The organism is Pseudomonas sp. GW821-FHT09C09 (assembly GCF_059418105.1).
In genome coordinates, this window is sequence record NZ_JBWKPF010000010.1 from 78,322 (window position 1) to 102,474 (window position 24,153).

Annotated in this window: 24 protein-coding genes; 9 read left to right on the forward strand and 15 right to left on the reverse strand. The window is 62.1% G+C overall.

The genetic code is table 11. The annotated features are described in order from the left end of the window. Nucleotides 1-13 precede the first annotated feature (13 nt). Complete coding sequence (locus AC07NR_RS26395) at nt 14-1,351, forward strand: MFS transporter (protein ID WP_114885678.1); 1,338 nt, start codon at nt 14-16, stop codon at nt 1,349-1,351. A gap of 42 nt (nt 1,352-1,393) precedes the next feature. Here AC07NR_RS26395 and AC07NR_RS26400 read toward each other — a convergent pair whose 3' ends face one another. Further along, entirely contained in the window at nt 1,394-2,272 is an 879-nt protein-coding gene (locus tag AC07NR_RS26400; RefSeq protein ID WP_495079795.1) for a DMT family transporter, read from the reverse strand. Nucleotides 2,273-2,417: 145 nt separating this feature from the next. Continuing rightward, nucleotides 2,418-3,194, reverse strand: coding sequence for an IclR family transcriptional regulator (locus tag AC07NR_RS26405; RefSeq protein WP_134828185.1), 777 nt, complete (start codon nt 3,192-3,194; stop codon nt 2,418-2,420). Nucleotides 3,195-3,370: 176 nt separating this feature from the next. Here AC07NR_RS26405 and AC07NR_RS26410 point away from each other — a divergent pair, with 176 nt between their 5' ends. The 3 genes from AC07NR_RS26410 (at nt 3,371) to AC07NR_RS26420 (ending at nt 6,235) form a co-directional block, all read left to right on the forward strand. After that, complete coding sequence (locus AC07NR_RS26410) at nt 3,371-4,204, forward strand: aldo/keto reductase (protein WP_495079796.1); 834 nt, start codon at nt 3,371-3,373, stop codon at nt 4,202-4,204. Nucleotides 4,205-4,393: 189 nt separating this feature from the next. Then, complete coding sequence (ypfJ, locus tag AC07NR_RS26415; RefSeq protein ID WP_305835598.1) at nt 4,394-5,281, forward strand: KPN_02809 family neutral zinc metallopeptidase; 888 nt, start codon at nt 4,394-4,396, stop codon at nt 5,279-5,281. After that, entirely contained in the window at nt 5,282-6,235 is a 954-nt protein-coding gene (locus AC07NR_RS26420; protein WP_432217791.1) for a S49 family peptidase domain-containing protein, read from the forward strand. A gap of 29 nt (nt 6,236-6,264) precedes the next feature. Here AC07NR_RS26420 and AC07NR_RS26425 read toward each other — a convergent pair whose 3' ends face one another. From AC07NR_RS26425 to AC07NR_RS26435, 3 genes are all read right to left on the reverse strand, one after another. Beyond that, nucleotides 6,265-6,858 (reverse strand): HAD family hydrolase, encoded by a 594-nt coding sequence (locus AC07NR_RS26425; RefSeq protein WP_495079797.1) that lies wholly within the window; start codon nt 6,856-6,858, stop codon nt 6,265-6,267. Further along, nucleotides 6,855-7,724, reverse strand: coding sequence for an acyl-CoA thioesterase II (gene tesB / locus AC07NR_RS26430; protein WP_495079798.1), 870 nt, complete (start codon nt 7,722-7,724; stop codon nt 6,855-6,857). Before tesB ends, AC07NR_RS26425 begins: the two co-directional genes overlap by 4 nt. A gap of 105 nt (nt 7,725-7,829) precedes the next feature. Next, a complete protein-coding gene (locus tag AC07NR_RS26435; protein ID WP_085712242.1) occupies nt 7,830-8,399 on the reverse strand; it encodes a GNAT family N-acetyltransferase in 570 nt (189 codons plus the stop codon). Nucleotides 8,400-8,482: 83 nt separating this feature from the next. Between AC07NR_RS26435 and AC07NR_RS26440 the strand changes: the two genes are divergently transcribed. Beyond that, complete coding sequence (locus AC07NR_RS26440; protein ID WP_495079799.1) at nt 8,483-9,403, forward strand: histone deacetylase family protein; 921 nt, start codon at nt 8,483-8,485, stop codon at nt 9,401-9,403. A gap of 280 nt (nt 9,404-9,683) precedes the next feature. After that, the gene (locus AC07NR_RS26445) at nt 9,684-10,925 is read left to right on the forward strand and encodes a TIGR03862 family flavoprotein (RefSeq protein ID WP_495079800.1); all 1,242 of its coding nucleotides are present in this window, start codon (nt 9,684-9,686) and stop codon (nt 10,923-10,925) included. A gap of 38 nt (nt 10,926-10,963) precedes the next feature. Here AC07NR_RS26445 and rhlE1 read toward each other — a convergent pair whose 3' ends face one another. Both rhlE1 and yedA read right to left on the reverse strand, forming a co-directional pair. Continuing rightward, complete coding sequence (rhlE1, locus tag AC07NR_RS26450; RefSeq protein ID WP_085712245.1) at nt 10,964-12,304, reverse strand: RNA helicase RhlE1; 1,341 nt, start codon at nt 12,302-12,304, stop codon at nt 10,964-10,966. Between the two features lie 52 nt (nt 12,305-12,356). Next, nucleotides 12,357-13,307 (reverse strand): drug/metabolite exporter YedA, encoded by a 951-nt coding sequence (yedA, locus tag AC07NR_RS26455; protein WP_408987322.1) that lies wholly within the window; start codon nt 13,305-13,307, stop codon nt 12,357-12,359. 163 nt (nt 13,308-13,470) lie between these two features. On the opposite strand from yedA, the gene AC07NR_RS26460 reads away from it, so the two are divergent. Then, complete coding sequence (locus tag AC07NR_RS26460) at nt 13,471-13,923, forward strand: Lrp/AsnC family transcriptional regulator (RefSeq protein ID WP_240867087.1); 453 nt, start codon at nt 13,471-13,473, stop codon at nt 13,921-13,923. A 137-nt stretch (nt 13,924-14,060) separates the two neighbouring features. Here the strand turns inward: AC07NR_RS26460 and AC07NR_RS26465 are convergent, their stop codons facing one another. The 3 genes from AC07NR_RS26465 to AC07NR_RS26475 all read right to left on the reverse strand — a co-directional run bounded on the left by AC07NR_RS26465 (nt 14,061) and on the right by AC07NR_RS26475 (nt 16,083). Further along, nucleotides 14,061-14,666 carry a 3'-5' exonuclease gene (locus tag AC07NR_RS26465; protein ID WP_085655028.1) on the reverse strand — a complete coding sequence of 202 codons (606 nt, stop codon included), beginning with the start codon at nt 14,664-14,666 and terminating at the stop codon, nt 14,061-14,063. 41 nt (nt 14,667-14,707) lie between these two features. Beyond that, the gene (locus AC07NR_RS26470; RefSeq protein ID WP_495079801.1) at nt 14,708-15,187 is read right to left on the reverse strand and encodes a LabA-like NYN domain-containing protein; all 480 of its coding nucleotides are present in this window, start codon (nt 15,185-15,187) and stop codon (nt 14,708-14,710) included. Between the two features lie 137 nt (nt 15,188-15,324). After that, the gene (locus tag AC07NR_RS26475; RefSeq protein WP_495079802.1) at nt 15,325-16,083 is read right to left on the reverse strand and encodes a DUF2076 domain-containing protein; all 759 of its coding nucleotides are present in this window, start codon (nt 16,081-16,083) and stop codon (nt 15,325-15,327) included. Between the two features lie 178 nt (nt 16,084-16,261). Here AC07NR_RS26475 and AC07NR_RS26480 point away from each other — a divergent pair, with 178 nt between their 5' ends. Continuing rightward, a complete protein-coding gene (locus AC07NR_RS26480) occupies nt 16,262-16,936 on the forward strand; it encodes a YciC family protein (protein WP_248740488.1) in 675 nt (224 codons plus the stop codon). Between the two features lie 73 nt (nt 16,937-17,009). Continuing rightward, nucleotides 17,010-18,086, forward strand: coding sequence for an endonuclease/exonuclease/phosphatase family protein (locus AC07NR_RS26485; RefSeq protein ID WP_495079803.1), 1,077 nt, complete (start codon nt 17,010-17,012; stop codon nt 18,084-18,086). Between the two features lie 2 nt (nt 18,087-18,088). Here the strand turns inward: AC07NR_RS26485 and AC07NR_RS26490 are convergent, their stop codons facing one another. The 5 genes from AC07NR_RS26490 to AC07NR_RS26510 all read right to left on the reverse strand — a co-directional run bounded on the left by AC07NR_RS26490 (nt 18,089) and on the right by AC07NR_RS26510 (nt 23,991). Next, a complete protein-coding gene (locus AC07NR_RS26490) occupies nt 18,089-18,925 on the reverse strand; it encodes an ABC transporter ATP-binding protein (protein WP_114885705.1) in 837 nt (278 codons plus the stop codon). Then, a complete protein-coding gene (locus tag AC07NR_RS26495) occupies nt 18,913-19,716 on the reverse strand; it encodes an ABC transporter permease (RefSeq protein ID WP_119430100.1) in 804 nt (267 codons plus the stop codon). Before AC07NR_RS26495 ends, AC07NR_RS26490 begins: the two co-directional genes overlap by 13 nt. 10 nt (nt 19,717-19,726) lie before the next feature. Beyond that, nucleotides 19,727-20,704 carry an ABC transporter substrate-binding protein gene (locus AC07NR_RS26500; RefSeq protein ID WP_495079804.1) on the reverse strand — a complete coding sequence of 326 codons (978 nt, stop codon included), beginning with the start codon at nt 20,702-20,704 and terminating at the stop codon, nt 19,727-19,729. A 390-nt stretch (nt 20,705-21,094) separates the two neighbouring features. Next, nucleotides 21,095-22,465, reverse strand: coding sequence for an aspartate aminotransferase family protein (locus AC07NR_RS26505; RefSeq protein ID WP_064382156.1), 1,371 nt, complete (start codon nt 22,463-22,465; stop codon nt 21,095-21,097). A gap of 32 nt (nt 22,466-22,497) precedes the next feature. Then, complete coding sequence (locus AC07NR_RS26510) at nt 22,498-23,991, reverse strand: aldehyde dehydrogenase (protein ID WP_495079805.1); 1,494 nt, start codon at nt 23,989-23,991, stop codon at nt 22,498-22,500. Nucleotides 23,992-24,153: the final 162 nt, after the last annotated feature.

Below are 24,153 nucleotides of genomic sequence, written 5' to 3' on the forward strand. Positions count from 1 at the left end.
ACGGGTGGAACACATGATTCCTTCACAGACTTCCCGCATGGCCCCGGCCATGAGCACTGCCACGGGTGGCATCGGCGACAAGATCCGCGGCGCCATGGCCGTCGGCAAGACCCGTTGGGGCATGCTGGCGCTGGTGTTTTTCGCCACCACCCTGAACTACATCGACCGCGCCGCCCTCGGCGTCATGCAGCCGATCCTCGCCAAGGAAATGAGCTGGACGGCGATGGACTACGCCAACATCAACTTCTGGTTTCAGGTCGGCTACGCCATCGGCTTCGTGCTGCAAGGACGGCTGATCGACCGGGTCGGCGTGAAACGCGTGTTCTTCTGCGCCGTGCTGCTCTGGAGCCTGGCCACCGGCGCCCACGGCCTGGCGACCTCGGCGGTGGGCTTCATGGTCTGCCGCTTCATTCTCGGCCTGACCGAAGCGGCCAACTACCCGGCCTGCGTGAAGACCACGCGCCTGTGGTTCCCGGCCGGCGAGCGAGCAGTGGCCACCGGCATCTTCAACGCCGGCACCAACGTCGGCGCGATGTTCACCCCGATGTTGCTGCCGTTGATTCTGCATGTGTGGGGCTGGCAGGCCGCGTTCCTGTGCATGTCGGCACTGGGCGGGATCTGGTTGCTGTTCTGGGGCCTGAAGTATTTCAACCCGGAAGATCACCCGAGCGTGAAACAGTCGGAGCTGGACTACATCCAGAAAGAAGTCGAACCGGAACAGGCCCGCGTACCGTTTTCGCGAATCCTGCGCATGCGCGGCACCTGGGCTTTCGCCCTCGCCTACTCGCTGACCGCGCCGGTGTTCTGGTTCTACCTGTACTGGCTGCCGCCGTTTCTCAATCAGCAATACAATCTGGGCATCAACGTCACCCAGATGGGCATTCCGCTGATCATCATCTACGTCACCGCCGACTTCGGCAGCGTGGGTGGCGGGATTCTGTCTTCGTTCCTGATCGGTCGCGGTATGAACTCGATCAAGGCGCGGCTGCTGTCGATGTTCCTGTTCGCTTGCTGCATCATCGGCGTGGTCATGGCCGCCGGTTCCGCCAACCTGTGGATCGCAGTGGCCGCCATCTCCCTGGCGATCGGCGCACACCAGGCCTGGACCGCCAACATCTGGAGCCTCGTGATGGACTACACGCCCAAGCACATGATGAGCACGGTGTTCGGTTTCGGCGGCATGTGCGCGGCAATCGGCGGGATGTTCATGACCCAGATCGTCGGCCACATCCTCACCGTCACCAACAACAACTACACCGTGCTGTTCACCCTGATCCCGGCGATGTACTTCATTGCGCTGACCTGGATGTACTTCATGGCACCGCGCAAGATTCCTACGGTTACCGAATAATCCTCCTGCACCGACCGGCCTGATTTCAGGCCGGTTGTCCTTTCAGCGCCGGCTCTGCTGCCACGCTGCCGCCAGCCCGCTGCAACAGATCACCGCAATCCCGATCACCGTCATCAGGGTCGGCGTGTGCGCGAACAGCAACCACCCCAGCAACCCCGCAAACACGATCTGGCAATAACCGAACGGCGCCAGCAACGCCGGCGCGGCATGCCGGAATGCCTGGGTCAGAAACAGGTGCGCGGTCATCCCGCACGTGCCCAGCGCCAGCATCAACAAGGCATGTCCCAGGCTCGGCACCTGCCAGAAGAACGGCACCAGCGCACTCATCACCAGCGTGTTGCACAACCCGGCGAAAAAGTTGCTGGTGGTCGGGCTGTCCACCTCGCTGAGCTTGCGGGTGAGCAACTGATAGAAGCAGAAAAACAGCGCCGAGCAGAACGGCAACAGAATCGCCGGGGTGAACAGTTCGCCACCGGGATGGACGATGATCAGCACGCCGATGAAGCCGCAGATCACCGCGATCCACTGCCCCCGGGTCACCCGCTCCTTGAGCAACGGCACCGACAGCGCCGTCACCAGCACCGGCGCAAGAAAGTTGACCGACGTGGCTTCGGCCAGCGGGATGTACAAAAGCGCCGTGGTGAAAAACAGGCTGGTGCCCAGCAGGCAAAGCGCCCGCGCCAATTGCCACAACGGGCGTTTGGTGCGCAGCACACGCAACCCGGACTGCGGCAGGAAAATCCCCGCCATCAACAGCGTGTGCACCAGATACCGCGCCCACACCACCATGACGATCGGATAAAAACCCGAGAGGTATTTCGACAGCGCATCGTGGGTGGAGAACAGGAACGTCGCCACGACAATCAGCAAGATCCCCTTGAAGGGCTGGTTGACGCCGGAAAGCGGTGTGCTGACGGTCATTGGCAATCTCTGGAAATCAAAATGAGGAAAAAGCCTCCAGCGATAATTTAGAACCAGGTTCCAAATTCTCACACCCTTCAAGCCAAATTCTGTGCGATCAACGCACAGCTTTACAGACAACCCGATCGCGCCTGCCGTTGCACGGCTAAACGAACAACTCCGAAGCCAGGCTCGCCGCCGATAACTCTTCGGTAAACTTCAACAACAGCGGCGCCAGTTCATGCAATCTCGCCCCCGGCAGCCGCGCACTCGGCCCGGCAATGCTCAACACACCGATAACCCGGCCATCTGCCGGATGCCGCACCACGGCAGCAATGGCCGATGTGCCCACCGCCGAGCTTTCTTCGACACAGGCGTAACCCTGTTCCCGCGCCACCCGCAGATGTTCGAGCAATTCAATGTTGGTTCGTGGTGCATTCGGCCCGATATCCGCCGGTATTTCTGCGGCCTGACGTTCAACCAGCGACAGGGCCTCGGCATCACTCATGCTCGCCAGCCACGCATGGCCGGACGCGGTGTAGAACAGCGGTGCATCGCGGCCCATGTCCGGGTCGTAACGCAAACCGCTGCGCGCGCCCTGTGACTTGGCAATCCAGGTCTGACGCTCGCCATCGGTGACGCCCAGCCGCACCAGTTCGCCGGTTTCCTGCGCCAGTCGATCAAGCACCGGCTGCACGATGTCGGCGCCGCTGCTCGACAGATAACGAAAACCCATCGCGACCAATTTGGTCGACAAGTGATAACGCAGGGTTTCCGGGTTCTGCCGCACATAACCCAGCCGGGACAATTCGGCGAGCAAGCGGTGGGTCGCACTTTTCGGAATGTCGATTTGTTCCGCGAGGGTTTGCAGCGGCAGTCCGCGCGGCTCGTGGGTAAGGCTTTCGAGCACGCTGAAAACCCGTTCGATCTGACTGCCGGCCATGGTGCGATCCCAGTGAAATTTTGCCGATTCTAAAATACATATCACTGATTGCGAAATCTGGAACCGAACGCTCGATAATCGCCCCCTTTCTCGGCTAACAAGTTGCCGATATTGGCTGGCGTTGTTTAGTTTTCAGAATCCCATTCTGAAACCCATCAATGCAGGAAGCGCCGACCATGCAGCACATCGTCAACCAACACGGACTGAACCTGCCCAAACTCGGCCTCGGCACCTGGCCGATGCTCGGCGACGAATGCACCCGCGCCGTGGAGCAAGCACTGGAACTCGGTTACCGGCATATCGACACGGCTGCGGCCTACAACAACGAAGACGCCGTAGGACAGGCACTGGCGAATACACCGACACCCCGCGAGCAGATCCACGTCACCACCAAGGTCTGGTGGGACCAGTTGCAACCGGATGCCATGCGTCACTCGCTGGATCGCAGCCTCAAGGCCTTGCGCAGCGAGTACGTCGATCTGTTCATGATCCATTGGCCGACCACCGACTGGGACTTGCCGCGCACTCTCGAGACCCTCGCCTCGTTCAAGGAGCAAGGCCTGGCTCGCAACATCGGTGTGGCGAATTTTCCGCTGCCGTTGCTGCGCACAGTCGTCGAGGACTATGGCATCCCTCTGTCAGCGATTCAGGTCGAGTACCACGTCCTGCTCGGACAAAACGCCCTGCTCGACTACGCCCGTCAACACGATCTGGCGCTGACGGCCTACACGCCGCTGGCACGTAACAAGGTCTCGGAGATTCCACAGATTCAGCAGATCGCCAAAAAACACGGCGTGCTGCCGACTCAGGTCGCGCTGAAGTGGTTGCTGGATCAGGACAATGTCGCGGCGATTCCCAAGGCCAGCAGCCGGGCCAATCAACTGGCCAATCTGGCGTCACTGAAGGTCGAACTGGACGATGAGGACCGTGCTTTGATTGCTGTGTTGTCGAAGCGTGAACGTCAGGTCAGCCCGGATTTCGCGCCGGTGTGGGACGCCTTTGACCGCTGATACCTGACCCGCCGAAAGAAATCCGCCGACGGATTGAATTCCCGGCGCTCATGCTCGTCAATAACAGGCCCGACCTCGTCCCCCGAGGTCGGGCCTGTTTGCCTGTGTACGAATGGACGGACGACCGGACTGGCGCCACACTCACACACCAGCAACACTCATCACCACGATCAGACAGAGGATTCCCACATGCTATGGAGAAAAGGTCGACGCAGTGACAACGTCGTCGATGCCCGTGGCGATGACATGGGCGGTGGTGGCGGCATGCGTTTCGGGGGCGGCAAGGGCCTGAGCCTCGGCGCGATTCTGCTGATCGTCGGCATCGGCTGGATCACCGGGCAGGACCCGCTGCAGATCCTTGGCCAGCTCACCGGGCAGATGACCGAACAATCGGCACCCACTTCGCAAACCCGCCAGGCACCGCCGGCCAACGATGAACAGGCCGAATTCGTGCGCTCGATCCTCGGCGACACCGAAGACACCTGGGGCGCGATCTTCCAGCAGGCCGGCCGCCAATATAAGGACCCGACCCTGGTGCTGTTCAGCAACCGGGTCAATTCCGCCTGTGGTCTGGCCACCTCGGCCACTGGCCCGTTCTATTGCCCGGCAGACCAGAAGGTCTATCTGGACATGGCGTTCTTCCAGGAAATGGCCCAACGCTTCAAGGCCGCCGGCGACTTCGCCCAGGCCTACGTGATCGCTCACGAAGTCGGACACCATGTGCAGACGCTTCTCGGCGTCTCGGCGAAAATTCAGGCGGCCCGCCAGCAAGGACGGCAGATGCAAGGCGACGGCGGTCTGCTGGTACGTCAGGAACTGCAAGCCGATTGCCTGGCCGGTGTCTGGGCCTACCATGCGCAGAAACGCCTGAACTGGCTGGAGCCGGGCGACATTGAAGAAGCCTTGAACGCGGCGAACGCCATCGGTGATGATCGCCTGCAACAACAGGGTCAGGGCCGCGTGGTGCCGGACTCGTTCACCCACGGTACGTCGGCGCAAAGGGTGCGCTGGTTCAAAACCGGATTCGCCCAGGGCCAGGTCGGCCAGTGCGATACCTTTGCGGCGAAAAACCTGTAAATGCATAAATGGCTGTTGGCTTTACTGTTCATCGGTGGCACCGCACAAGCGGCCGGCGTCGACGCGATCAGTCCCGGACGCCTGCAACTGCAGGCCGGCGAAATGGCGGTGGGCATCGGCCCGGCGCCGGCGAAAATCGAGCGGGTGCTGATCGTCATTCATGGCAAGCTGCGCAACGCCGAGACCTATCGCAAAAGTGGCGAGAGCGCCGCCGAACTGGCCGGACAAACCGCCAACACCCTGGTGATCGCCCCGCAGTTTCTCAACGAAAGCGATGTCGCCCTCTATTCGTTGCCCGCCAGCGTGCTGCGCTGGAAAGGCAATGAATGGATGGGTGGCGGGTTATCCACAGGGCCGAACCCGCTCAGCTCCTATGCCGCCCTCGACGAAATCATTGGTCGGCTCAGTGATCGCAAGCAGTTTCCGGACGTGAAGCAGATCGTGATCTTCGGCCACTCCGGCGGCGGTCAGGTGGTACAGCGCTATGCCCTGCTGGCCCGCGAACAACCGGCGCTCAAGGCTGAAGGCATTCGCTTGCGCTACGTGGTGGCCAACCCGTCGTCCTACGCCTACTTCAACGAACAACGGCCGGTGGCGTTCGATCATGCGCAGTGCCCGGGTTTCAACCGCTGGAAGTACGGTCTGGTGGATCCACCGATCTACTCCGGTGGGCAAACGCCCGCACAGCTTGAAGGCAGTTACGTCAAACGCGAGGTGATTTATCTGCTGGGCCAGCAGGACATCGACCCGCAACACCCGGCGCTGGACAAGAGCTGCGCCGCCGAAGCCCAAGGGGCTTATCGACTGGAACGCGGGAAGATGTTTTTCAGCTATCTGCTGCGTCGGCATCCGGAAGGGGTGAATCAACGGCTGGTTGAAGTGCCCGGTGTCGGGCATAACGGCGACGGCATGCTGACCTCGCCGGAAGGCCAGAAAGCAATCTTCGACCAATAAAAAACGGGGGCCAAAGCCCCCGTTTTTTTTCAAGCGAACAACATTCGCCGCAACTCCACACAATCCTTCGCATGCCAGTCGGTCAGCTCGGGCCAAGGATTATCCGGCAGGTTCACCAGCACCGTGTGCGCCCCGGCGGCCCGACCGCAATCGAGGTCGAAGCGGTAATCGCCGACCATCACCAACTCGCTCGCCGGCACCTGCCAGGCTTCCGCCAGTTTCAGCAGGCCACCCGGATGCGGTTTCGGCGGTGCTTCATCGCGTCCCAGCACATCGTCCACCGCAAAGCAGTCCGCCAGGCCGATGGCCTCCAGCGTCACATGGGCCAGCTCCCGCGCATTGCGGGTCAGGATGCCGAGGCGATAACCGCGCGCATGCAGGTCGCGCACCAGCTCCACCGCGCCCACCGCCGGGGTCGAGCCGAGCGCCAGATCCCGCTCATGCTCCAGCAGCCAAGCGTGTTTCGCCGCCGCTTCTTCGGCGGGCAACGCCGCGAGGTGCGTGAGGATGTCGTCCTCCGGCGGGATCGCCAGCGCCACACGAATCGCCGCGAAATCATGCACGGCGACGGTCAGGGTGCCGTCCATGTCGAACACCCAGTGCCGCACCTCCGCCAGACTCATGCCCAGTCCTTGCGATGACGGATCAGGCCTTCCTGAGTCACCGACGCCACCAGTTGCCCGGCGCGGTTGAACACGCTGCCACGGGAGAAACCGCGAGAGTTGCCGGCCCACGGGCTGTCCATGGCGTAGAGCAACCAGTCGTCGGCGCGCAGGTCATTGTGGAACCACAAGGCGTGGTCGAGGCTGGCGACCTGCATGTCTTTCTGCCAGACCGATTTGCCGTGGGGCAGCATCGACGTAGTCAGCAGACCGAAGTCCGAGGCGTAGGCCAGCAGGTATTTGTGCAGCGCCGGGATGTCGGCCAATGCGCCGTCGGCGCGGAACCACACGTACTTGACCGGATCCGCCGGTTGCGGGTTGTACGGGTCTTTTTCAGTGACCGGGCGCACTTCGATCGGCTTCGGGCACAGCAGCTTTTCGCGCATGTGCTCCGGGATCAGGTGCGCGCGTTGCTGGGTCAGTTCCAGCTCCGACGGCAGGTTTTCCGGGCCGACCACTTGCGGCATCGGGCTCTGGTGCTCGAAGCCTTCTTCGTCGTACTGGAACGAAGCGCTGCAGGTGAAAATCGGGTGGCCCTTCTGGATCGCGGTCACGCGGCGGGTGCTGAAACTGCCGCCGTCACGCACGCGGTCAACCGAGTAGACCACCGGCAACTTGGCATCGCCCGGACGCAGGAAATAACCGTGCATCGAATGCACATGACGCGTCTCTTCAACGGTCTGACTGGCCGCCGACAGCGACTGGCCGAGCACCTGGCCGCCGAACAACTGGCGAAAGCCCAGATCCTGACTGCGACCACGGAACAGGTTTTCCTCGATCGGTTCGAGGGTCAGCAGATCCACCAGATCTTCCAACACTTGGCTCATTCAGACTCTCCTCACACAACGCTATGCCGCGCAGTCTTGGCTGCGGCGGCCAATTCAGGTTCTGGCGCGAGCCATGATCGCGCCATTGTAAACGTCCGTGTCGGCTTAGCCATGCAGGGTCTGCAGCCATTGCTCCCTGGTGATTCGGTACAACAGATGTCGACGCAACGGGTGATCGACAGCCAGTTTCGGGTGATCGAAATCATGGGCCGGGTCGTGATGCATGCCGATGGCCTGCATGACTTTTTCCGACGGCAGATTGCTCTGCGCAGTGAAGGACACGATCTCTTTCAAGGCCAACCGATCAAAGCCGCAACGCAGCGCGGTCCACGCCGCCTCGCTGGCATATCCCAGGCCCCAGTGCTCCTTCGCCAGACGCCAGCCGATTTCCACCGCCGGAGTGAACGGCGCCTCGAAACCGACCACGCCGAGCCCGGTAAAACCGATGAATTCGCCGGTGTCCTTGCGCTCCAGCGCCCACAGGCCGAAGCCGTGTTCGGCAAAATGACCGCGCACACGACCGATCATTGCGGCACTTTCCAGCCGGCTCAACAGCCCGGGAAAATAGCGCATCACCTGCGGATCGGCGCACATCGCCGCAAATGCCGGCAAATCCGCGTCCTGCCACTGACGCATCAGCAGTCGCGCGCTTTCCAGCTGCAGTATCGGCTCCATCGTGCCCCTCCGTTTCCATGCCGCCAGTCTACATCGCTGGTAGGCTTTGCACTCTTTCCCACAGCCTTTATGAATAGTCCGCCATGCCATTGCCGTTGATCTACCACGAAGACTACAGCCCCGAGTTTCCGGCGGATCACCGCTTTCCCATGGACAAGTTCCGCCTGCTGCGCGATCACCTGGTGGACAGCGGCCTGACACGCGATGAAGACCTGCTGCGCCCTGAGCTGTGCCCTGCCGACATCCTCGCCCTGGCCCATGACCGCAGCTATATCGAACGCTACATGAGCGGCGAACTGTCCCGCGAAGACCAGCGGCGTCTGGGTCTGCCGTGGAACGAAGCCCTGGCCCGGCGCACGGTGCGGGCGGTCGGCGGTTCGATTCTGGCAGCGGAAAAAGCGCTGGAGCACGGTCTGGCCTGCCACCTGGCCGGTGGCACCCATCACGCCCATTACGACTACCCCGCCGGCTTCTGCATCTTCAATGACCTGGCGATCATCAGCCACTACCTGCTGCAAAGCGGCCGGGTGAATCGGGTGCTGATCTTCGATTGCGACGTGCATCAGGGCGACGGCACCGCACGGATTCTGCACAACACCCCGGAAGCGATCACCGTTTCCCTGCACTGCGAAAAGAACTTTCCTGCACGCAAGGCCGAAAGCGACTGGGACATTCCACTGCCCAACGGTATGGGCGACGCCGATTACCTGAAAGTCGTCGATGACGCGCTTAACTACCTGCTGCCGCTGTATCAGCCGGATCTGGTGCTGTACGACGCCGGCGTCGATGTGCACAAGGACGACGCCCTCGGTTATCTGCAACTGACCGACGACGGCGTTGCCGCCCGCGATGAAAGCGTCATGCGCCATTGCCTGGGCCGCGATATCCCGGTGGTCGGCGTGATCGGCGGTGGCTACAGCAAGGATCGCCAGGCCCTCGCCCGCCGCCACGGCATCCTGCATCACAGTGCGCAGCGCGTCTGGCAGTCATCCGGTTGTCATTGAGTTGTGCTGCGTTACCCACAATGGCTGTGGAACGGCCTGTGGATAACCTGAGCGAAAGGGACTACAGCCCACGCTGAACATGGCCTGCAGCGCGCTGGTTGTTTTTTGATCAGCGATTTGAGCCACCACAAGCTTCTGTGGGAGCGAGCCTGCTCGCGATGAGGGCCTATCATCCGGAATCGATGGCGACTGATGCCCCGCATCGCGAGCAGGCTCGCTCCCACAATGGATCTCCACTGTTAGAATGCGCGCCATATTTCGCCAGACCGCAGCGCACGCCATGACCCAGACTTCCACCGCCCTTCCCGCTCACGTCGCCATCATCGGCGGTGGCCCCGCCGGCCTGATGGCTGCCGAAGTGCTGAGCCAGGCCGGAGTCCGCGTCGATCTGTACGACGGCATGCCCTCGGTGGGCCGCAAGTTCCTGCTGGCCGGGGTTGGTGGCATGAACATCACCCATTCCGAAGCCTGGCCGGCCTTCCTCTCGCGCTACGCCGAACGCGCCCCGAACATCGCCCCGCTGCTGCGCGCGTTCGACGCCGACGCACTGTGCCGCTGGATTCACGACCTGGGCATCGAAACCTTCATCGGCAGCTCCGGCCGGGTATTCCCCACCGACATGAAAGCCGCGCCGTTGCTGCGCGCCTGGCTCAAGCGCCTGCGCGACAGCGGCGTGGTTATCCACACCCGCCATCGCTGGCTCGGCTGGGATGAAAACGGCGCGCTGCGCATCGACAGCCCGGAAGGCGAGAAAACCCTGAGTCCCGACGCCACCCTGCTCGCCCTCGGTGGCGGCAGTTGGTCGCGGCTGGGTTCCGACGGCGCGTGGATGCTGCCATTGGAGCAACGCGGCGTAGGACTGGCGCCGTTGCAGCCAAGCAATTGCGGCTTCGAGGTGCAGGCCTGGAGCGAAGTGATGGTCAGCAAATTCGCCGGCGCGCCGCTGAAAAATATTGCGATCGGTCTGAACGACGATGTTCCGCGTCTGGGTGAATGCGTGATTACCGCGACCGGGATCGAAGGCAGTCTGATCTACGCCCTGTCGGCGCCGATTCGCGAAGCGATCAATGTGCACGGTGCCGCGACCATTCACATCGACCTGCTCCCCGGCCGGCCTGTGGATAAATTGCAGGCAGCGTTGAGCAAACCCCGGGGTTCGCGCTCGATGGCCAAGCATCTGCACAGTCAGGTCGGCATAGATGGGGTGAAGGCGGCGCTGTTGCGAGAGCTCACTGATGCCGCAACGTTTGCCGATCCGGCATTGCTGGCCCGGGCGATCAAGGCCTTGCCGCTGACGCTGGTGAAAACCCGTCCGCTGGATGAAGCGATCAGCAGTGCCGGTGGGGTGACGTTCGAGGCGATGGATGAGCGGATGATGCTCAAGGCATTGCCGGGGGTGTTTTGTGCGGGGGAGATGCTGGATTGGGAGGCGCCGACTGGGGGGTATCTGCTGACGGCATGTTTTGCCAGTGGCCGGGCGGCGGGAGCTGGAATGCTGGACTGGTTGAAACAGCGCAACTGATCGTTCCCGCATTGCGCGGGAACGATCCGATCTGACGCTTAAGGCTTACGCTTGCGCGGCCCGGTATTGAACACCGGCACCTTGCGCACAGGCTTGATCGCCACCTCCGGCGCCGGCGTATCGCCACTGTCCACCCACTTGCCCAGATTGCGCTTGCCACCGCCGCCACCGGAAACCTTCGGCTTCTTAGGTTTCTTCGGCTTCTTGATCACCTGGCCACTGGCATCGGTATCCGGCACGCGGTGCTCCGGTACGAAGTCCGGCTCAACCTCACGCTTCAACGTGCTGCGGGTCAGCATTTCAATCGCCGACAACATGTTCACTTCATCGGCGCACACCAGCGAAATCGCTTCACCGGTCGAACCCGCGCGGCCAGTCCGGCCGATACGGTGAATGTAATCCTCGGCCACGATCGGCAGGTCGAAGTTGACCACCAATGGCAGGTCTTCGATATCCAGACCACGGGCCGCCACATCGGTGGCCACCAGAATCTGCACTTCGCTCAGTTTGAAACGGTCCAGCGCGCGCTGACGGGTCGCTTGCGGCTTGTCGCCGTGGATGCCGTCGGCGTTCACGCCCAGACCCTGGAGCTTCTCGACCAGCGCATCCACACCATTACGGGTCTTGGCGAACACCAGCACCTGCTTCCACTTGTTCTTGCGCATCAGGTGCACGAACAGTTCCGGCTTGCGCTTCTTGTCCACCGTCACCACCCACTGCTTGACGGTGTTGGCGGCCACGTTGCGCGGGCTGACTTCGATGCTCTGCGGGTCGTTGAGCATCTGCCCGGCCAGCAGGCGGATGTCATCGGAGAAGGTCGCGGAGAACAGCAGCGTCTGACGTTTCTTCGGCAGCGCGCGGTAAATGTTCGCCAGCTCTTCGGAAAAGCCCAGGTCGAGCATGCGGTCGGCTTCGTCCAGCACCAGAGTTTGCAACTGATTGAACTTCAGCGCGTTCTGGCGGAACAGGTCGAGCAGACGGCCCGGAGTGGCGACCAACAGATCGACGCCGCCGCGCAGCTTCATCATTTGCGGATTGATGCTGACGCCGCCGTACACCGCATAAGTGCGCAGTGGCAGGTTTTCGGCGTACTGGCGCACGGCTTCGTGGACTTGCTCGGCCAACTCGCGGGTCGGCACCAGGATCAGCGCACGCACCGAGTTGGCGGTGACTTTCGGCCCTTCCATTGCCAGCAGTTGCAGCAGCGGCAAGGCAAAACCGGCGGTCTTGCCAGTGCCGGTCTGGGCCGCGGCCATCAGGTCGCGACCGGCCAGCACGGCCGGAATGGCCTGCGCCTGCACCGGCGTCGGGGTCTGGTAGCCGAGCTTCTCGAGGGAGCGCAGCAAGGGTTCGATCAGGCCAAGGGTGGCGAAAGTCATGGGAGTACCGTAGGAAAAATCAGGGCAAGTGTGCAATGGCGCGCAGTTTACCCTAATTCGCACGCTGCTCCGTCGGAATGGCCGTCGTTGCGGCGGCAGGCTCGCTGACCACCGGCGGCTGCCGAGGGCGGCGCCACTGTGGCAGACCGATCAGCACCACCGCGCCGATGATCACCAGCATCGCCAGCGCCTCTTCGATGCCGATGGTCTCGCCGACAAACACGATCCCCAGCAACACCGCCACCGCCGGGTTCACATAGGCATAACTGGTAGCCGCCGCCGGACGAACGTTTTTCAACAGATACATGTAAGCGTTGAAGGCGATGATCGAGCCGAAGAAGATCAGGTACGCCAGCGCCAGCCAGCCTTCCAGCGGCGGCATGGCTTGCAGGTGTTCACCGCTGGCCGCGCTGCCGATCAGCAGCACTACGCCGCCCACCAGCATTTCCACGGCACTGGCCATTGCGCCTTGAGGCAGCGGCAAGTGTTTGCTCCACACCGAACCAAACGCCCAGCTCGCCGCCGCGAAAATCAGCAACGCCGCGCCCAGCGGGCTCGATTGCAGGTTGGAACCCATGTTGAGCATCGCGATGCCGATAATCCCCATCGCCACCCCGGCCCATTCCAGGCGCGTATTACGCGCACCCCAGAAATAACCGCAGAGCAAAGTGAACAGCGGCACCGTTGCCACTGCCAACGCGGCAACACCCGACGCCACGCCACTGTGCTCGGCCAGGGTCACCGCGCCGTTACCGAAACTGAGCAACAGAATCCCGATGATCCCCGCCGCTTTCCACTGCGCCCAGGTTGGCGCCGGTGCCCCGCGCCAGCGCAGGAACGCGTACATCAACGTGCCGGCGATCACGAAGCGCACACCGCCGAGCATCAGCGGCGGCCAGTATTCGACGCCGATGCGGATCACCAGATAGGTCGATCCCCAAATCACGTACAACGCAAAAAACGCAGCGATCAACGGCAAGGAAAAACGGCGCAAGGCAGACATGGGCAGCTCGAAAGTCAGACTCAGGGGATGGCTTATTCTAGAAAGGCCAACCGCTAAAAATAAGTTACAAAACCTGTTTATAGCGCCGGTACACTTTTGAAAACACGGAGATCGACGGCCGAAACCGCGATTTCGAAAGTCTGGCATTTTCAGGAGTCCGACCTTGGACAAATACGACCGCATGTTGCTCGGCGCCCTGCTCGAAAACGGTCGCGCGTCCTACGCCGACCTCGCCCGCAAAGTGAACCTCTCCGCCCCCGCCGTCGCCGAGCGCGTGGCCAAACTGGAGGCGGCCGGAGTCATCACCGGGTATCAGGCGAACATCGACCTGTCGAAAATCGGCTTGCCGATCCAGTGCGTGATCGAATTGCGCCTCCACCAGAACGGCAGCCAAAAGGTCTACGACGAACTGGTGAAAATTCCGCAACTGACCGAGTGCTTTCGAGTGACGGGTGATCCGTGCGTGATCATGAAGGCCGCCGTCGGCTCGATGACCGAGCTGGAAGAGCTGATCAACCGGGTGGCGAAATTCGGGTTCAGCAAGACGTCGATCGTGTTGTCGAGTGCGATAGAGAAGCGGGTGCCGTTGGGGCATATCGAAGGCAACGGCAAATAAACTTCCCGTCCCGATTGTTCCCACGCTCTGCGTGGGAATGCAGCCCGGGACGCTCTGCGTCCCATTCGAGAGCTGGAACGCGGAGCGTCCCTTGAGGCATTCCCACGCGGAGCATGGGAACGATCATTCACGCGTATTCAGCGATAACGCTGAAGGTGTTCGCCGACCTTGGCAGCCGGAACTTTCTGCAGTTTGCACAGCAAATCGTGCGATAGCTCCCGCACCCCATGCTTGTGCCGCAACTCATCCGCCAGATGCGCCATCAGGTTCGCCGCCATCTCCGCATCCGCCATCGCCCTGTGCGCCTGGCCGGTATGCGGCAATTGGGCGAAGGTCGTGAGCGTGCCGAGCTTGTGATTCGGCGCAGCAGGCATCAAGCGCCGGGCCAACAACAGCGAGCAGGCAAAGTTCTGCAATCGGGTGCGTTTGATCCGGCCCAGTTCGAAGTCCCAGAACTTCTGGTCGAATGCGGCGTTGTGCGCCAGCAGGGGTGTGCAGCCGACGAATTCGTTGACTTCGTTCATCACCTGTTCGGCCGAAGGCGCGGTGCGCAGCATGGCGTTGCTGATGCCGGTGAGTTGTTCGATGAAGGCCGGGACGCGGACGCCGGCATTCATCAGACTCTGGTAACGCTCGACGATGCGGCCGTTTTCCAGCATGACCACGGCGATTTCCGTGGCCCGGCAGCTGCTGCTCGGCGAGATGCCGGTGGTTTCAAAGTCGATGACTGCAATGCGTTCCAAACCGGGTTCAACTCCGTTCAAATCAATACTTGAGCTTGCGCTCAATTTTTCAACAGCAGCGCGCCTTCGATCGGCACATAACGGCTGGCGGCGCGGATCAGCGAGTTGGCGGTCAGGCCGGGAACGCCGTAGGCCACCGCTTGCACGCCGTGTTTGTTGATGATGCGTTCGAGCAGCATGTCAAAGTCGCCATCACCGGAGGCCAGGACGATTTCGTCGACGTGGTCGGCGGCGTCCATGATGTCGAGGGTGATGCCCACGTCCCAGTCGCCCTTGGCCGAGCCGTCGCTGCGCTGGATGTAGGGTTTGAGTTTCACGATGAAACCGAGGTTGCGCAGGATCTGCTGGAACTGCTGCTGTTTGCTGTCGCCCCGGTCGATCGCATAGGCGTAGGCCTCGACGATCTGCCCGTGCTGGCTGACATCCGCCCACAGCGCCGCGTAGTTGAAGTGGCAACCGTAGGCCTGGCGGACGGTGTAGTAGAGGTTCTGCACATCGGCGAACACTGCGATTTTTTTCACCGGAGTTCCTGTGAGCGCTGACGCGCATGAGCCGGATCAGGCACCAGGCCCGAAAAAGGCGCTCAGTATGCCAGCCCGAAGGAAGGTTCCGCGAATAATCGGCCCGGGGCGCTCAGGCGCCCCGGACGAATGGTGAATCAGACGAAGGAATCGTCGTCATCGAAGAACGATGAGTTGTCATCGCTGTAGTCGGTGTCGCTGAAGCCACCCTGGTTGTTGCCCCAGGAATCGTTGTTGGCCATGCGCTGGTCATCGCCCCAACCGTTGTTGCCCTGGTCGTTGACCTGGGCCGGCTCTTCCTTGATCACCTCAACGATTTCCTGCGGCTGCTGGTTTTGATGGAACAGGCTGCTGATGCCTTGTGCCAGCATCACGCCACCGGCCACACCGGCTGCGGTTTTCAGGGCGCCGCCGAGGAAGCTGCTGCCCGCCGCCGGGGCTGCTGGTTGCTGGCCATAACCGGGAGGTGGTGCGCCGAAGTTCTGTTGTGGCGCGGGAGCACCGAAGTTCTGCTGCGGAGCCGGTTCGCGCCAGCCGCCGGTGGACGCCGGGGCGCTCTGGGTCGGGGCCGGACGCGGGCTGCTGCCACCGAAGATGCTCGACAGGAAACCGCCGCCACTCGACGCCGGGGCTGCGCTTTGCGCCTTGGCCGATTGCAGTTCGGCTTGCAGTTGCTGGACCTGTTGAGTCAGTTGTTTGTTCTGCTCGTCGAGGCTCTTGATCGCGGCCTCCTGCACCAGAATCGCCTGGGTCATGAAATAGCCTGCGGCCGGCTGGCGCGTCAGGTGTTCCTTGATCCGCGCTTCAGCCAGGGCGTCACGCGGGGCTGCCTCCGTTTCGGCCTGTTGCAGCCGGGAAAACAGTCCATCGATCAGGGTTTGCTCTTCGCTGTTCATGGCGACCTCGTAGATTGCCGGGGATAACGTTGCCCTCGTCCACAGTGGAGGAGGCGCACCTACGTAATGGAGGCAGCGACAGAATGTTTCAATGGTCTTTACCGAACGTTTACGTTTGCGCCCCGCAGCACATCATCGGTTAAAGTGAGCCACTGTTTTTGACCTGCGATACCGACTGATGAATGCCTTCGATGTGCTGCGTGACTCGCTGTATTTCTTTAAACGCAATCTGGCGCGGATCGTCCAGCTGTGCCTGCCGCTGGTGATCTTCGAAGCCGCGTTGCAACAGGTGGTCGATCACACAAGCGACCCGGACGGTTATTCGGCCATCAGCGTGATCGTCGGCCTGCTGGTCTACCCGCTGTACACCGCCGCGCTGATCCTGTTTCTCGACGCCCGCACCCGTGGCGAATCCCCGCAAACCCTCGACTTGCTGGCGATGGCGGCGCGCCTGTGGCCGCGTTTCGCCGTGCTCACCGCGCTCAACACGCTGTTGATCCTGCTCGGTCTGTCCCTGTATTTCCTGCCAGGCCTGTGGCTGATGGTCACCCTGGCCTTCGGTGAATACCTGCTGGTGCTGCGCGGCTACGGCCCGTTGCAGGCCATGAAAGAAAGTCTGCGCCTGAGCCGTGGGCATTTCCTGCGGATTCTGGTCTGCATCCTCTGTGTGATGGGGCCGTTGTGGCTGCTCAAGGGCCTGACCCTGCAGGTCTACCCCGATCCGCAGAATCCGTTGATCGCCATATTGATCGACAGTGGCCACAGCTTCCTGCAGCTGTTCACCAGCGTGGTGCTGTTCCGCCTGTTCATGTTGATCAGCGAATTACCCGACAAACGTGACGGAATAGTCTGACCGCTCTGCGCTTGGGTGATGCGGGGGTCTCGTATATGCTCGGGACCACTTCCGTATCGCTATAAGCCGAGCCATGACCCGTCTACTGCGCTACATCCTGCTCTGCGTGCTGCTGGCCGTCGCCCTGATCGGCGTGATGATTTTCAGCCTGACCTGGCGCCCCGACGCCCGGGAAACCCTGCCGGTCAGTTGCACCGGACAACCGCCGACGCTGGTGCCCGGCCAGGCGCTGAAGGTCATGACCTGGAACGTGCAATATCTGGCCGGCAAGCGTTACGTGTTCTGGAATGACCTGGCGCAAGGCGACGACGAAGCCCCGACTCCGGAAGACATGGCCTTCAGCCTCGACGAAGTGGCCCGGGTGATCCGCGACGAGCAGCCCGATGTGGTGCTGATCCAGGAACTGGATGACGGCGCCAAGGCCAGCGACTATCAGAACCAGCTCAAGCTGTTGCAGGAACGCCTCTCCGACCTCTACCCGTGCAGCGCCCACGCCTTCGACTGGAAGGCCGATTTCGTGCCTGATCCGCATATCTTCGGCAGCGTCGGCCGACAACTCGCGACCCTCAGCCGCTTCCGTATCGAACACGCCGAACGCCTGCAATTGCCGGTGCAGCCGCTGAATATCATCAGCCGCCAGTTCCAGCCGAAAAACGCCCTGCTCGCCACCACCCTGCCGTTCAGCGATGGCGGACAACTGGTGGTGTTCAACACCCATCTGGATCGTGCCGTGCAACCGGACGAAACCTTGCAGGCGCAGGTGACGGCGGTGGCCAAGGTGCTCGACAAACACGAAAGCCACGGCACGCCGTGGCTGATCGGGGGTGACTTCAACCTGTTGCCGCTCGGCCAGTACCGGCGCCTGCCAGTCGAACAGCGCACGCCCTACTCCGTGGACAGTGCGCTGCACCTGCTGTGGGACAAGTACCCGATGATCCCGACCAACAACGAAGCCAGCGGCATCGACCGCGCCAAGTGGCTGACCCACTATCCCAACGACCCCGGCCTCAACGGCCCGGACCGCACGGTCGATTACCTGTTCTACAGCCCGAAGATCAAACGGATCGAAGCCACGGTGCGGCAGGACGATACCTTGCGCATTTCCGATCATTTGCCGGTGATTGCGAAGTTCCTCCTGCCACCCAACTGATTTCAGTGAGCCTCTTCAAGATCGTCGTGCAACAGCCCGAAGATCTGCCGCTTCATGTCGATGAACGAGCGTTCCATCACCATATCCAGGGTGCGTGGGCGTTCGATCGGCACATCGAGAATCTGCTTGATCCGCCCAGGCCTGGCGCCCATCACGTACACCCGGTCGCCGAGCAGGATCGCCTCGTCGATGTCGTGAGTGACGAACAACACAGTCTTCTTGCTGTTGCCCCACACCCGCAGCAACAGCTGCTGCATTTGCAGGCGGGTCTGGCTGTCGAGGGCGCCGAAGGGTTCGTCCATCAGCAGGATCTGCGGGTCATTGGCCAGCGCCCGGGCAATCGCCACCCGCTGCATCATGCCGCCGGACAGCTGCTTGGCGTAGTTGTCGGCAAAGCCTGACAAGCCGACTTCGTGGACGTAGTGATCGACGATCTCCTTGCGCTTGGCCGCCGGCATGCCCCGACGCTTGAGACCGAACTCGACGTTCTGCCGCACCGTCAGCCACGGGAACAGCGTGTAGCTCTGGAACACCATTCCGCGATCCGCGCCGGGGCCTTGCACTTGCTGGCCGCCGACGTAGATCTCGCCGGACGTCGGCTCGGCAAGGCCGGCGGTGAGATACAGCAGGCTCGACTTGCCGCAGCCCGACGGCCCGACCAGCACTGCAAATTGCTGATCCGGCACTTCGAACGACACTTCTTCCAGCGCGGTGAATGTACCGCCGCCGGGCTTGGTGTAACGCAGGCTGACCTTGTCCACCTGCAACCTTGGCGCGGCGTGTGCCGGTGCAGCGACCGGCTCGATGAAACGACGGTTGGCAGCGGTTACTGAGCCCATGCGGCAATCCTCAAACGCAAGAAGCGGAACAGTTGATCGGTGACCAGGCCCAGCAGGCCGATGATCGCGATGGCGAGAAAAATCACGTCGACCTGAAAACCACGCATGGCCTTGAGGCTCAAGTAACCGAGGCCACTGGAAGCGGCGACCAGTTCGGCGACCACCAGATAGGTCCAGGCCCAGCCCATGGTCACCCGCAGGGTGTCGAGCACGCCGGGCAACGATGCCGGGGCGATCACGTGCAGCACCGCGTCACGCCGGTTGGAGCCGAGGGTGTAGGAAGCGTTGATCAAGTCCTTGGAAATGCCTTTGGACACGTCTGCGACCATCACCAGTTGCTGGAAGAACACGCCGAAAATGATCACCGATACCCGTTGCTCCAGACCGATGCCGATCCACAGGATGAACAGCGGCACGAACGAGGTCACCGGCAGGTAGCGGATGAAATTGACCATCGGCTCGAGGAACGCCTGGACGATGCGGAAGCTGCCCATCAGCAAGCCCAGCGGCACCGCCACCAGCGACGACACGATGAAGCCGACCATCACCACTTCGACACTGGCCCAGACATGCTGGCCGAGGGTGCCGTCGCGGCTCAGGCGCACGGCGGCTTCGACCACCGCGCCGGGCGTCGGCAGGAACATCCCCGGCACGATGCCGCCGTAGGACAACCCGGCCCACAGGCCGACCAGCAGCACCCAGGCCAGACCGCTGGCGCTCCACACCACCGGCACCGGCAATCCGGTCTTCGGCGTGATGCAGCGGCTCAGCCATGAATTGCGCTTGAACATGACCAATCTCCTAGAGCGGGCTGACGAAACGGTTATCCACCAGGTCGTCGTTGCTGACGTTGTAGGGCTTGCCCTGCAATTCGCTGGCGGTTTCGTTGGCCAGTTTGATCAGCGGTGCGCTGTCACCCGGCGCGCCGGGTTTGCCCAGCAGCTTTTCGCTCATGGCCTGATCGTAGAAACGCACGCCTTGCGCGGCGGCGGCCAGTTCCTTCGGATCGGACAGGTAACCGCCGACGCCCTTGGCCATGATTTCGTAGGCTTTCTGTGGATGGTCCTTGGTGTACTGCACCGCTTTGTAGAGACCGGCGACCAGCGCCTTGACGTCTTCCGGCTGCTTCTCGATCACCGTGCAGTTGAGCGCCACCACATCGACGATCACGCCCGGCGTACTGCTGCTGTCGATCAGCACCTTGCCCTGCTGCTTGTCGCGCACCATCGACAGATGCGGTTCCCAGGTCACGGCGGCCGGCACACGACCGGCGATGAACGCGGTGGCGGCATCGTCGGCAGTCATGTTCTGCACGGTGATGTCACTCATGCGCATGCCGTTCTTTTTCAGCAGATACGAGAGCCAGAACTGCGAGGTCGACCCTTCGTTGACGGCCACCGCCTGGCCCTTCAGCTCTTGCAGGCTCTTCACGTTTTTGCCGACCAGCACACCGTCGCCACCATGGCTGTCATCCAGCGCGGCCACGGCCTTGAAGCAGAACTGCGGGCGGTACTTGAGCACTTCGTCGATGGTCGAGGCCGAGCCGGACAATTGCCCGGACGCCTGGGCGGCCATGTACATCGAGGCTTCCTCGACCACCGGCAATTCGACGGTCAGGCCGTTTTCCTTGAAGTAGCCCAGATCCTGGGCCAGATACAGGGTGCCGTAACCGACCCACGTGGTGTGGCCGATCGACAAGGTGCCGGCCTGGGCGGCGGTGACTGAAAGGGCGGAAATCGCCAGAGGACAAGCAAGACGGGTAAACAAGGACTTGTTCATGGAGCACTCCCAACGCTGTTGATTTAGTTGTCATGGGCAGTACGGCCAGCCGTGGTGTCGCGATTGCACACTGCGGTCTCTGTCGGACTCTGGCGGGCAATGCCTTGGCTGGCGAAATCGATGTTGACCCAGGCCCGGCGTCAGGAAAACGAGGAAATAGTTAGACGCGAACGATGAAAAAACTGGGTAGTGCGCACCGCGAAAGGGCGCGTCGGGCGGGGGTGCACGGAGGGGGTGCAAGACAGTAAAAACAGTGGTGAATCGACTGACACAATCGCGAGCAAGCTCGCTCCCACAGGGCCCAGTATCGCTCACAAATTTTGTGTACGACGCCGGTCCACTGTGGGAGCGGGCTTGCCCGCGAAGGGGGCCTTGAGCCCTACGAATACCTCAGAGCCGGCCGTATTCCTGCGCCGTACGATCAACCGCTTTCAGGGTCTTGCCCACCAGTTCGTCAATCTCTTCACGGCTGGCAATCAACGCCGGCGCCATGATCATCCGCCCAAGTGTCGAGCGAATGATCACCCCCTCCTCAAAACCGATCGTGCGGCAGCGCCAGGCGATGTCGTTCTCGTTGGCGAAGCGCTTGCGCGTGGCCTTGTCTTCGGCCAGTTGCAACGCCGCGACCATTCCGGTGCCCTGAATATCACCCACCAACGGGTGATTGCCGAACACCTCGCGCAGGCACTGTTGCAGGTACGGCCCGATGTCATCCTTGACCCGCGTCACCACGCCTTCATCACGCAGGGCCTTGAGGTTGGCAATCGCCACCGCCGCCGCCACCGGGTGCCCGGAATAGGTCAGGCCGTGAGCGAACACACCGCCCTGCTCCACCAGCACGTCGGCCATTTTCTTCGACAGGATCAGGCCGCCCATCGGGATGTAACCGGAGGTCAGCCCCTTGGCGATGGACAAGGTGTCCGGCTCGAAACCGAAGTATTCGTGAGCGAACCATTCGCCGGTACGACCGAAGCCGCCGATCACTTCATCGGCGCACAACAGCACGTCGTACTTGCGGCAAATACGCTGGATTTCTGGCCAGTAGCTTTCCGGCGGGAAGATCATCCCGCCCGCGCCCTGGAACGGTTCGGCGATGAAACCTGCGACCTTGTCCGCGCCCAGTTCGAGGATCTTCGCTTCCAGTTGCTGCGCCGCCCGCAAGCCAAATTCAGCCGGGGTCAGGTTGCCTTCGTGGGCGAAGAAGTACGGCTCGTCGATGTGCGCGATGTCGGGAATCATCCCGCCCATTTCGTGCATGAACTTCATGCCGCCGAGGGCCGTCGCCGCCAGGGTCGAACCGTGATAGCCGTTCCAGCGGCCGATCATGATTTTCTTCTCGGGCTTGCCCAGCACCTGCCAGTAACGGCGCACGGTACGGATCAGCACCTCGTTGGCCTCGGAACCGGAGTTGGTGTAGATCGCGTGGCTGTAGTGCCCCGGCAGCAGGCTGAACAGCAGTTCGGACAGCTCGATCACCTGCGGGTGGGTGGTGTGGAAAAACATGTTGTAGTACGGCAACTGCTCCAGCTGCCGGCTCGCGGCGGCGTTCAGATCCTTGCGCCCGTAACCGAGGTTGGTGCACCACAGCCCGGACATGCCGTCGAGGTAGCGCCGACCGTCGTTGTCCCACAGATGCAGGCGGTCACCGCGCACCATCACCCGTGGGCCTTCGTCGTTGAGGGCCTTCTGGTCGACGAACGCATGAATGTGGTGCGCTGCATCGGCGGCCTGGTAGTCGCGGGTTTCACGTGAGGTGGTCATCGCCGGATCTCCTTTCTTGTTGTGAGCGGCTGTCATGAGCGCAGTTGAAACCAGGTGGTTTTCAACTGGGTGTATTTGTCGAACGAGTGCAGCGATAGATCGCGGCCGAAACCGGATTGCTTGCCGCCGCCGAACGGCACGGTCACGTCCAGCGCATCGACGCTGTTGACCGACACCGTACCGGCTCGCAATTGCCGCGCCACCCGATGGGCGCGGTGCAGATCATCGGTCCACAGCGACGCCGCCAGACCGTAGACGCTGTCGTTGGCCAGTTGCAAGGCGTGGGCCTCGTCATCGAACGGAATCACCGCCAGCACCGGACCGAACACTTCCTCGCGAAACAGGGTCATGTGCGGCTGCACGTCGGTGAAAATCGTCGGCTGAACGAAGTTTTCCGAACCGTTGAAACTCAGTTGCCGCCCGCCGCAGACGCGGGTCGCGCCTTCGCGTTCGGCCTGGTGGATGAAGCGCAGGACGCTCTCGGTCTGACGGGTGTCGACTATCGCCCCGGCGGCACTTGCCGGGTCCAGCGGATCGCCCGGCTGCCAGCGCTGGGCCTGAGCCTTCAGTCGCTCGACGAACTCATCATGAATCGAGCGCTCCACCAGCAATCGCGAGTTGGCCGAGCAGACTTCGCCCTGATTGAAGAAGATCCCGAACGCGGCTTTCTGCGCCGCCAGGTCCAGATCCTTGCAGTCGGCGAACACCAGATTGGCGCTCTTGCCACCGCACTCCAACCACACCTGTTTGAGGTTCGATTGCGCGGAGTACTGCATGAAATATTTGCCGACCTGGGTCGAGCCGGTGAACACCAGACAATCGACATCCGGGTGCAGGCCCAAGGCTTTGCCGGTCTGCTCACCAAGCCCCGGCAGCACGTTCAGCACACCGGCCGGCAGCCCGGCCTCCAGCGCCAGCTCGGCCAGACGCAAAGCGGAGAACGGTGATTGCTCGGCGGGTTTGAGGATTACCGAGTTGCCCGCCGCCAGCGCCGGCGCGAGTTTCCACGCGGCCATGTCCAGCGGGAAGTTCCACGGCACCACGGCGGCAACCACGCCCAGCGCCTCGCGGGTGATGGTTGCCAGCACATTCGAGGCGCTCGGCGCGACCTGATCGTAGAGTTTGTCGAGGCTTTCGGCGTACCAGCGGAACACCCCGGCGGCGCCCGGCACGTCGATGTTGTAAGCGTCCATCACCGGTTTGCCCATGTTCAGCGAATCGAGCAGCGCCAGTTCTTCGCGATGGGTCAGGATCAGATCCGCCAGCCGCAGCAAGACTTGCTTGCGCTCGGTCGGTGAACGCCCGGCCCAGGTGCCGGCCTCGAATACTTCGCGCGCATTGCGCACCGCCGCGTCGACATCCTCTTCACCGCACGCGGCGACGTTTGCCAGCAACTGGCCGGTGGCCGGGTTGATCGCGGCAAAGGTCTGCCCCGACTGCGCCGCACGCAGCTTGCCGTCGATCACGGCCTGGTACGGATAGCTCAATTCAGCGGCCTTGCGCTGCCAGTCTGCAAGTTCGAACACGGTGGATGCTCCTTGGACTTTTATTCTTTTATAAACAGCTGCCGTCGATAGTCGCTCAGGCCGGCGCGAGCCAAAACCAGTAAAAATGTCTTCGCAGACAATAAAAAAGGTAACCAGCCGATGGCCCCCTCGCGCGCGTATGGGGCTATTGTTCAGGGACAA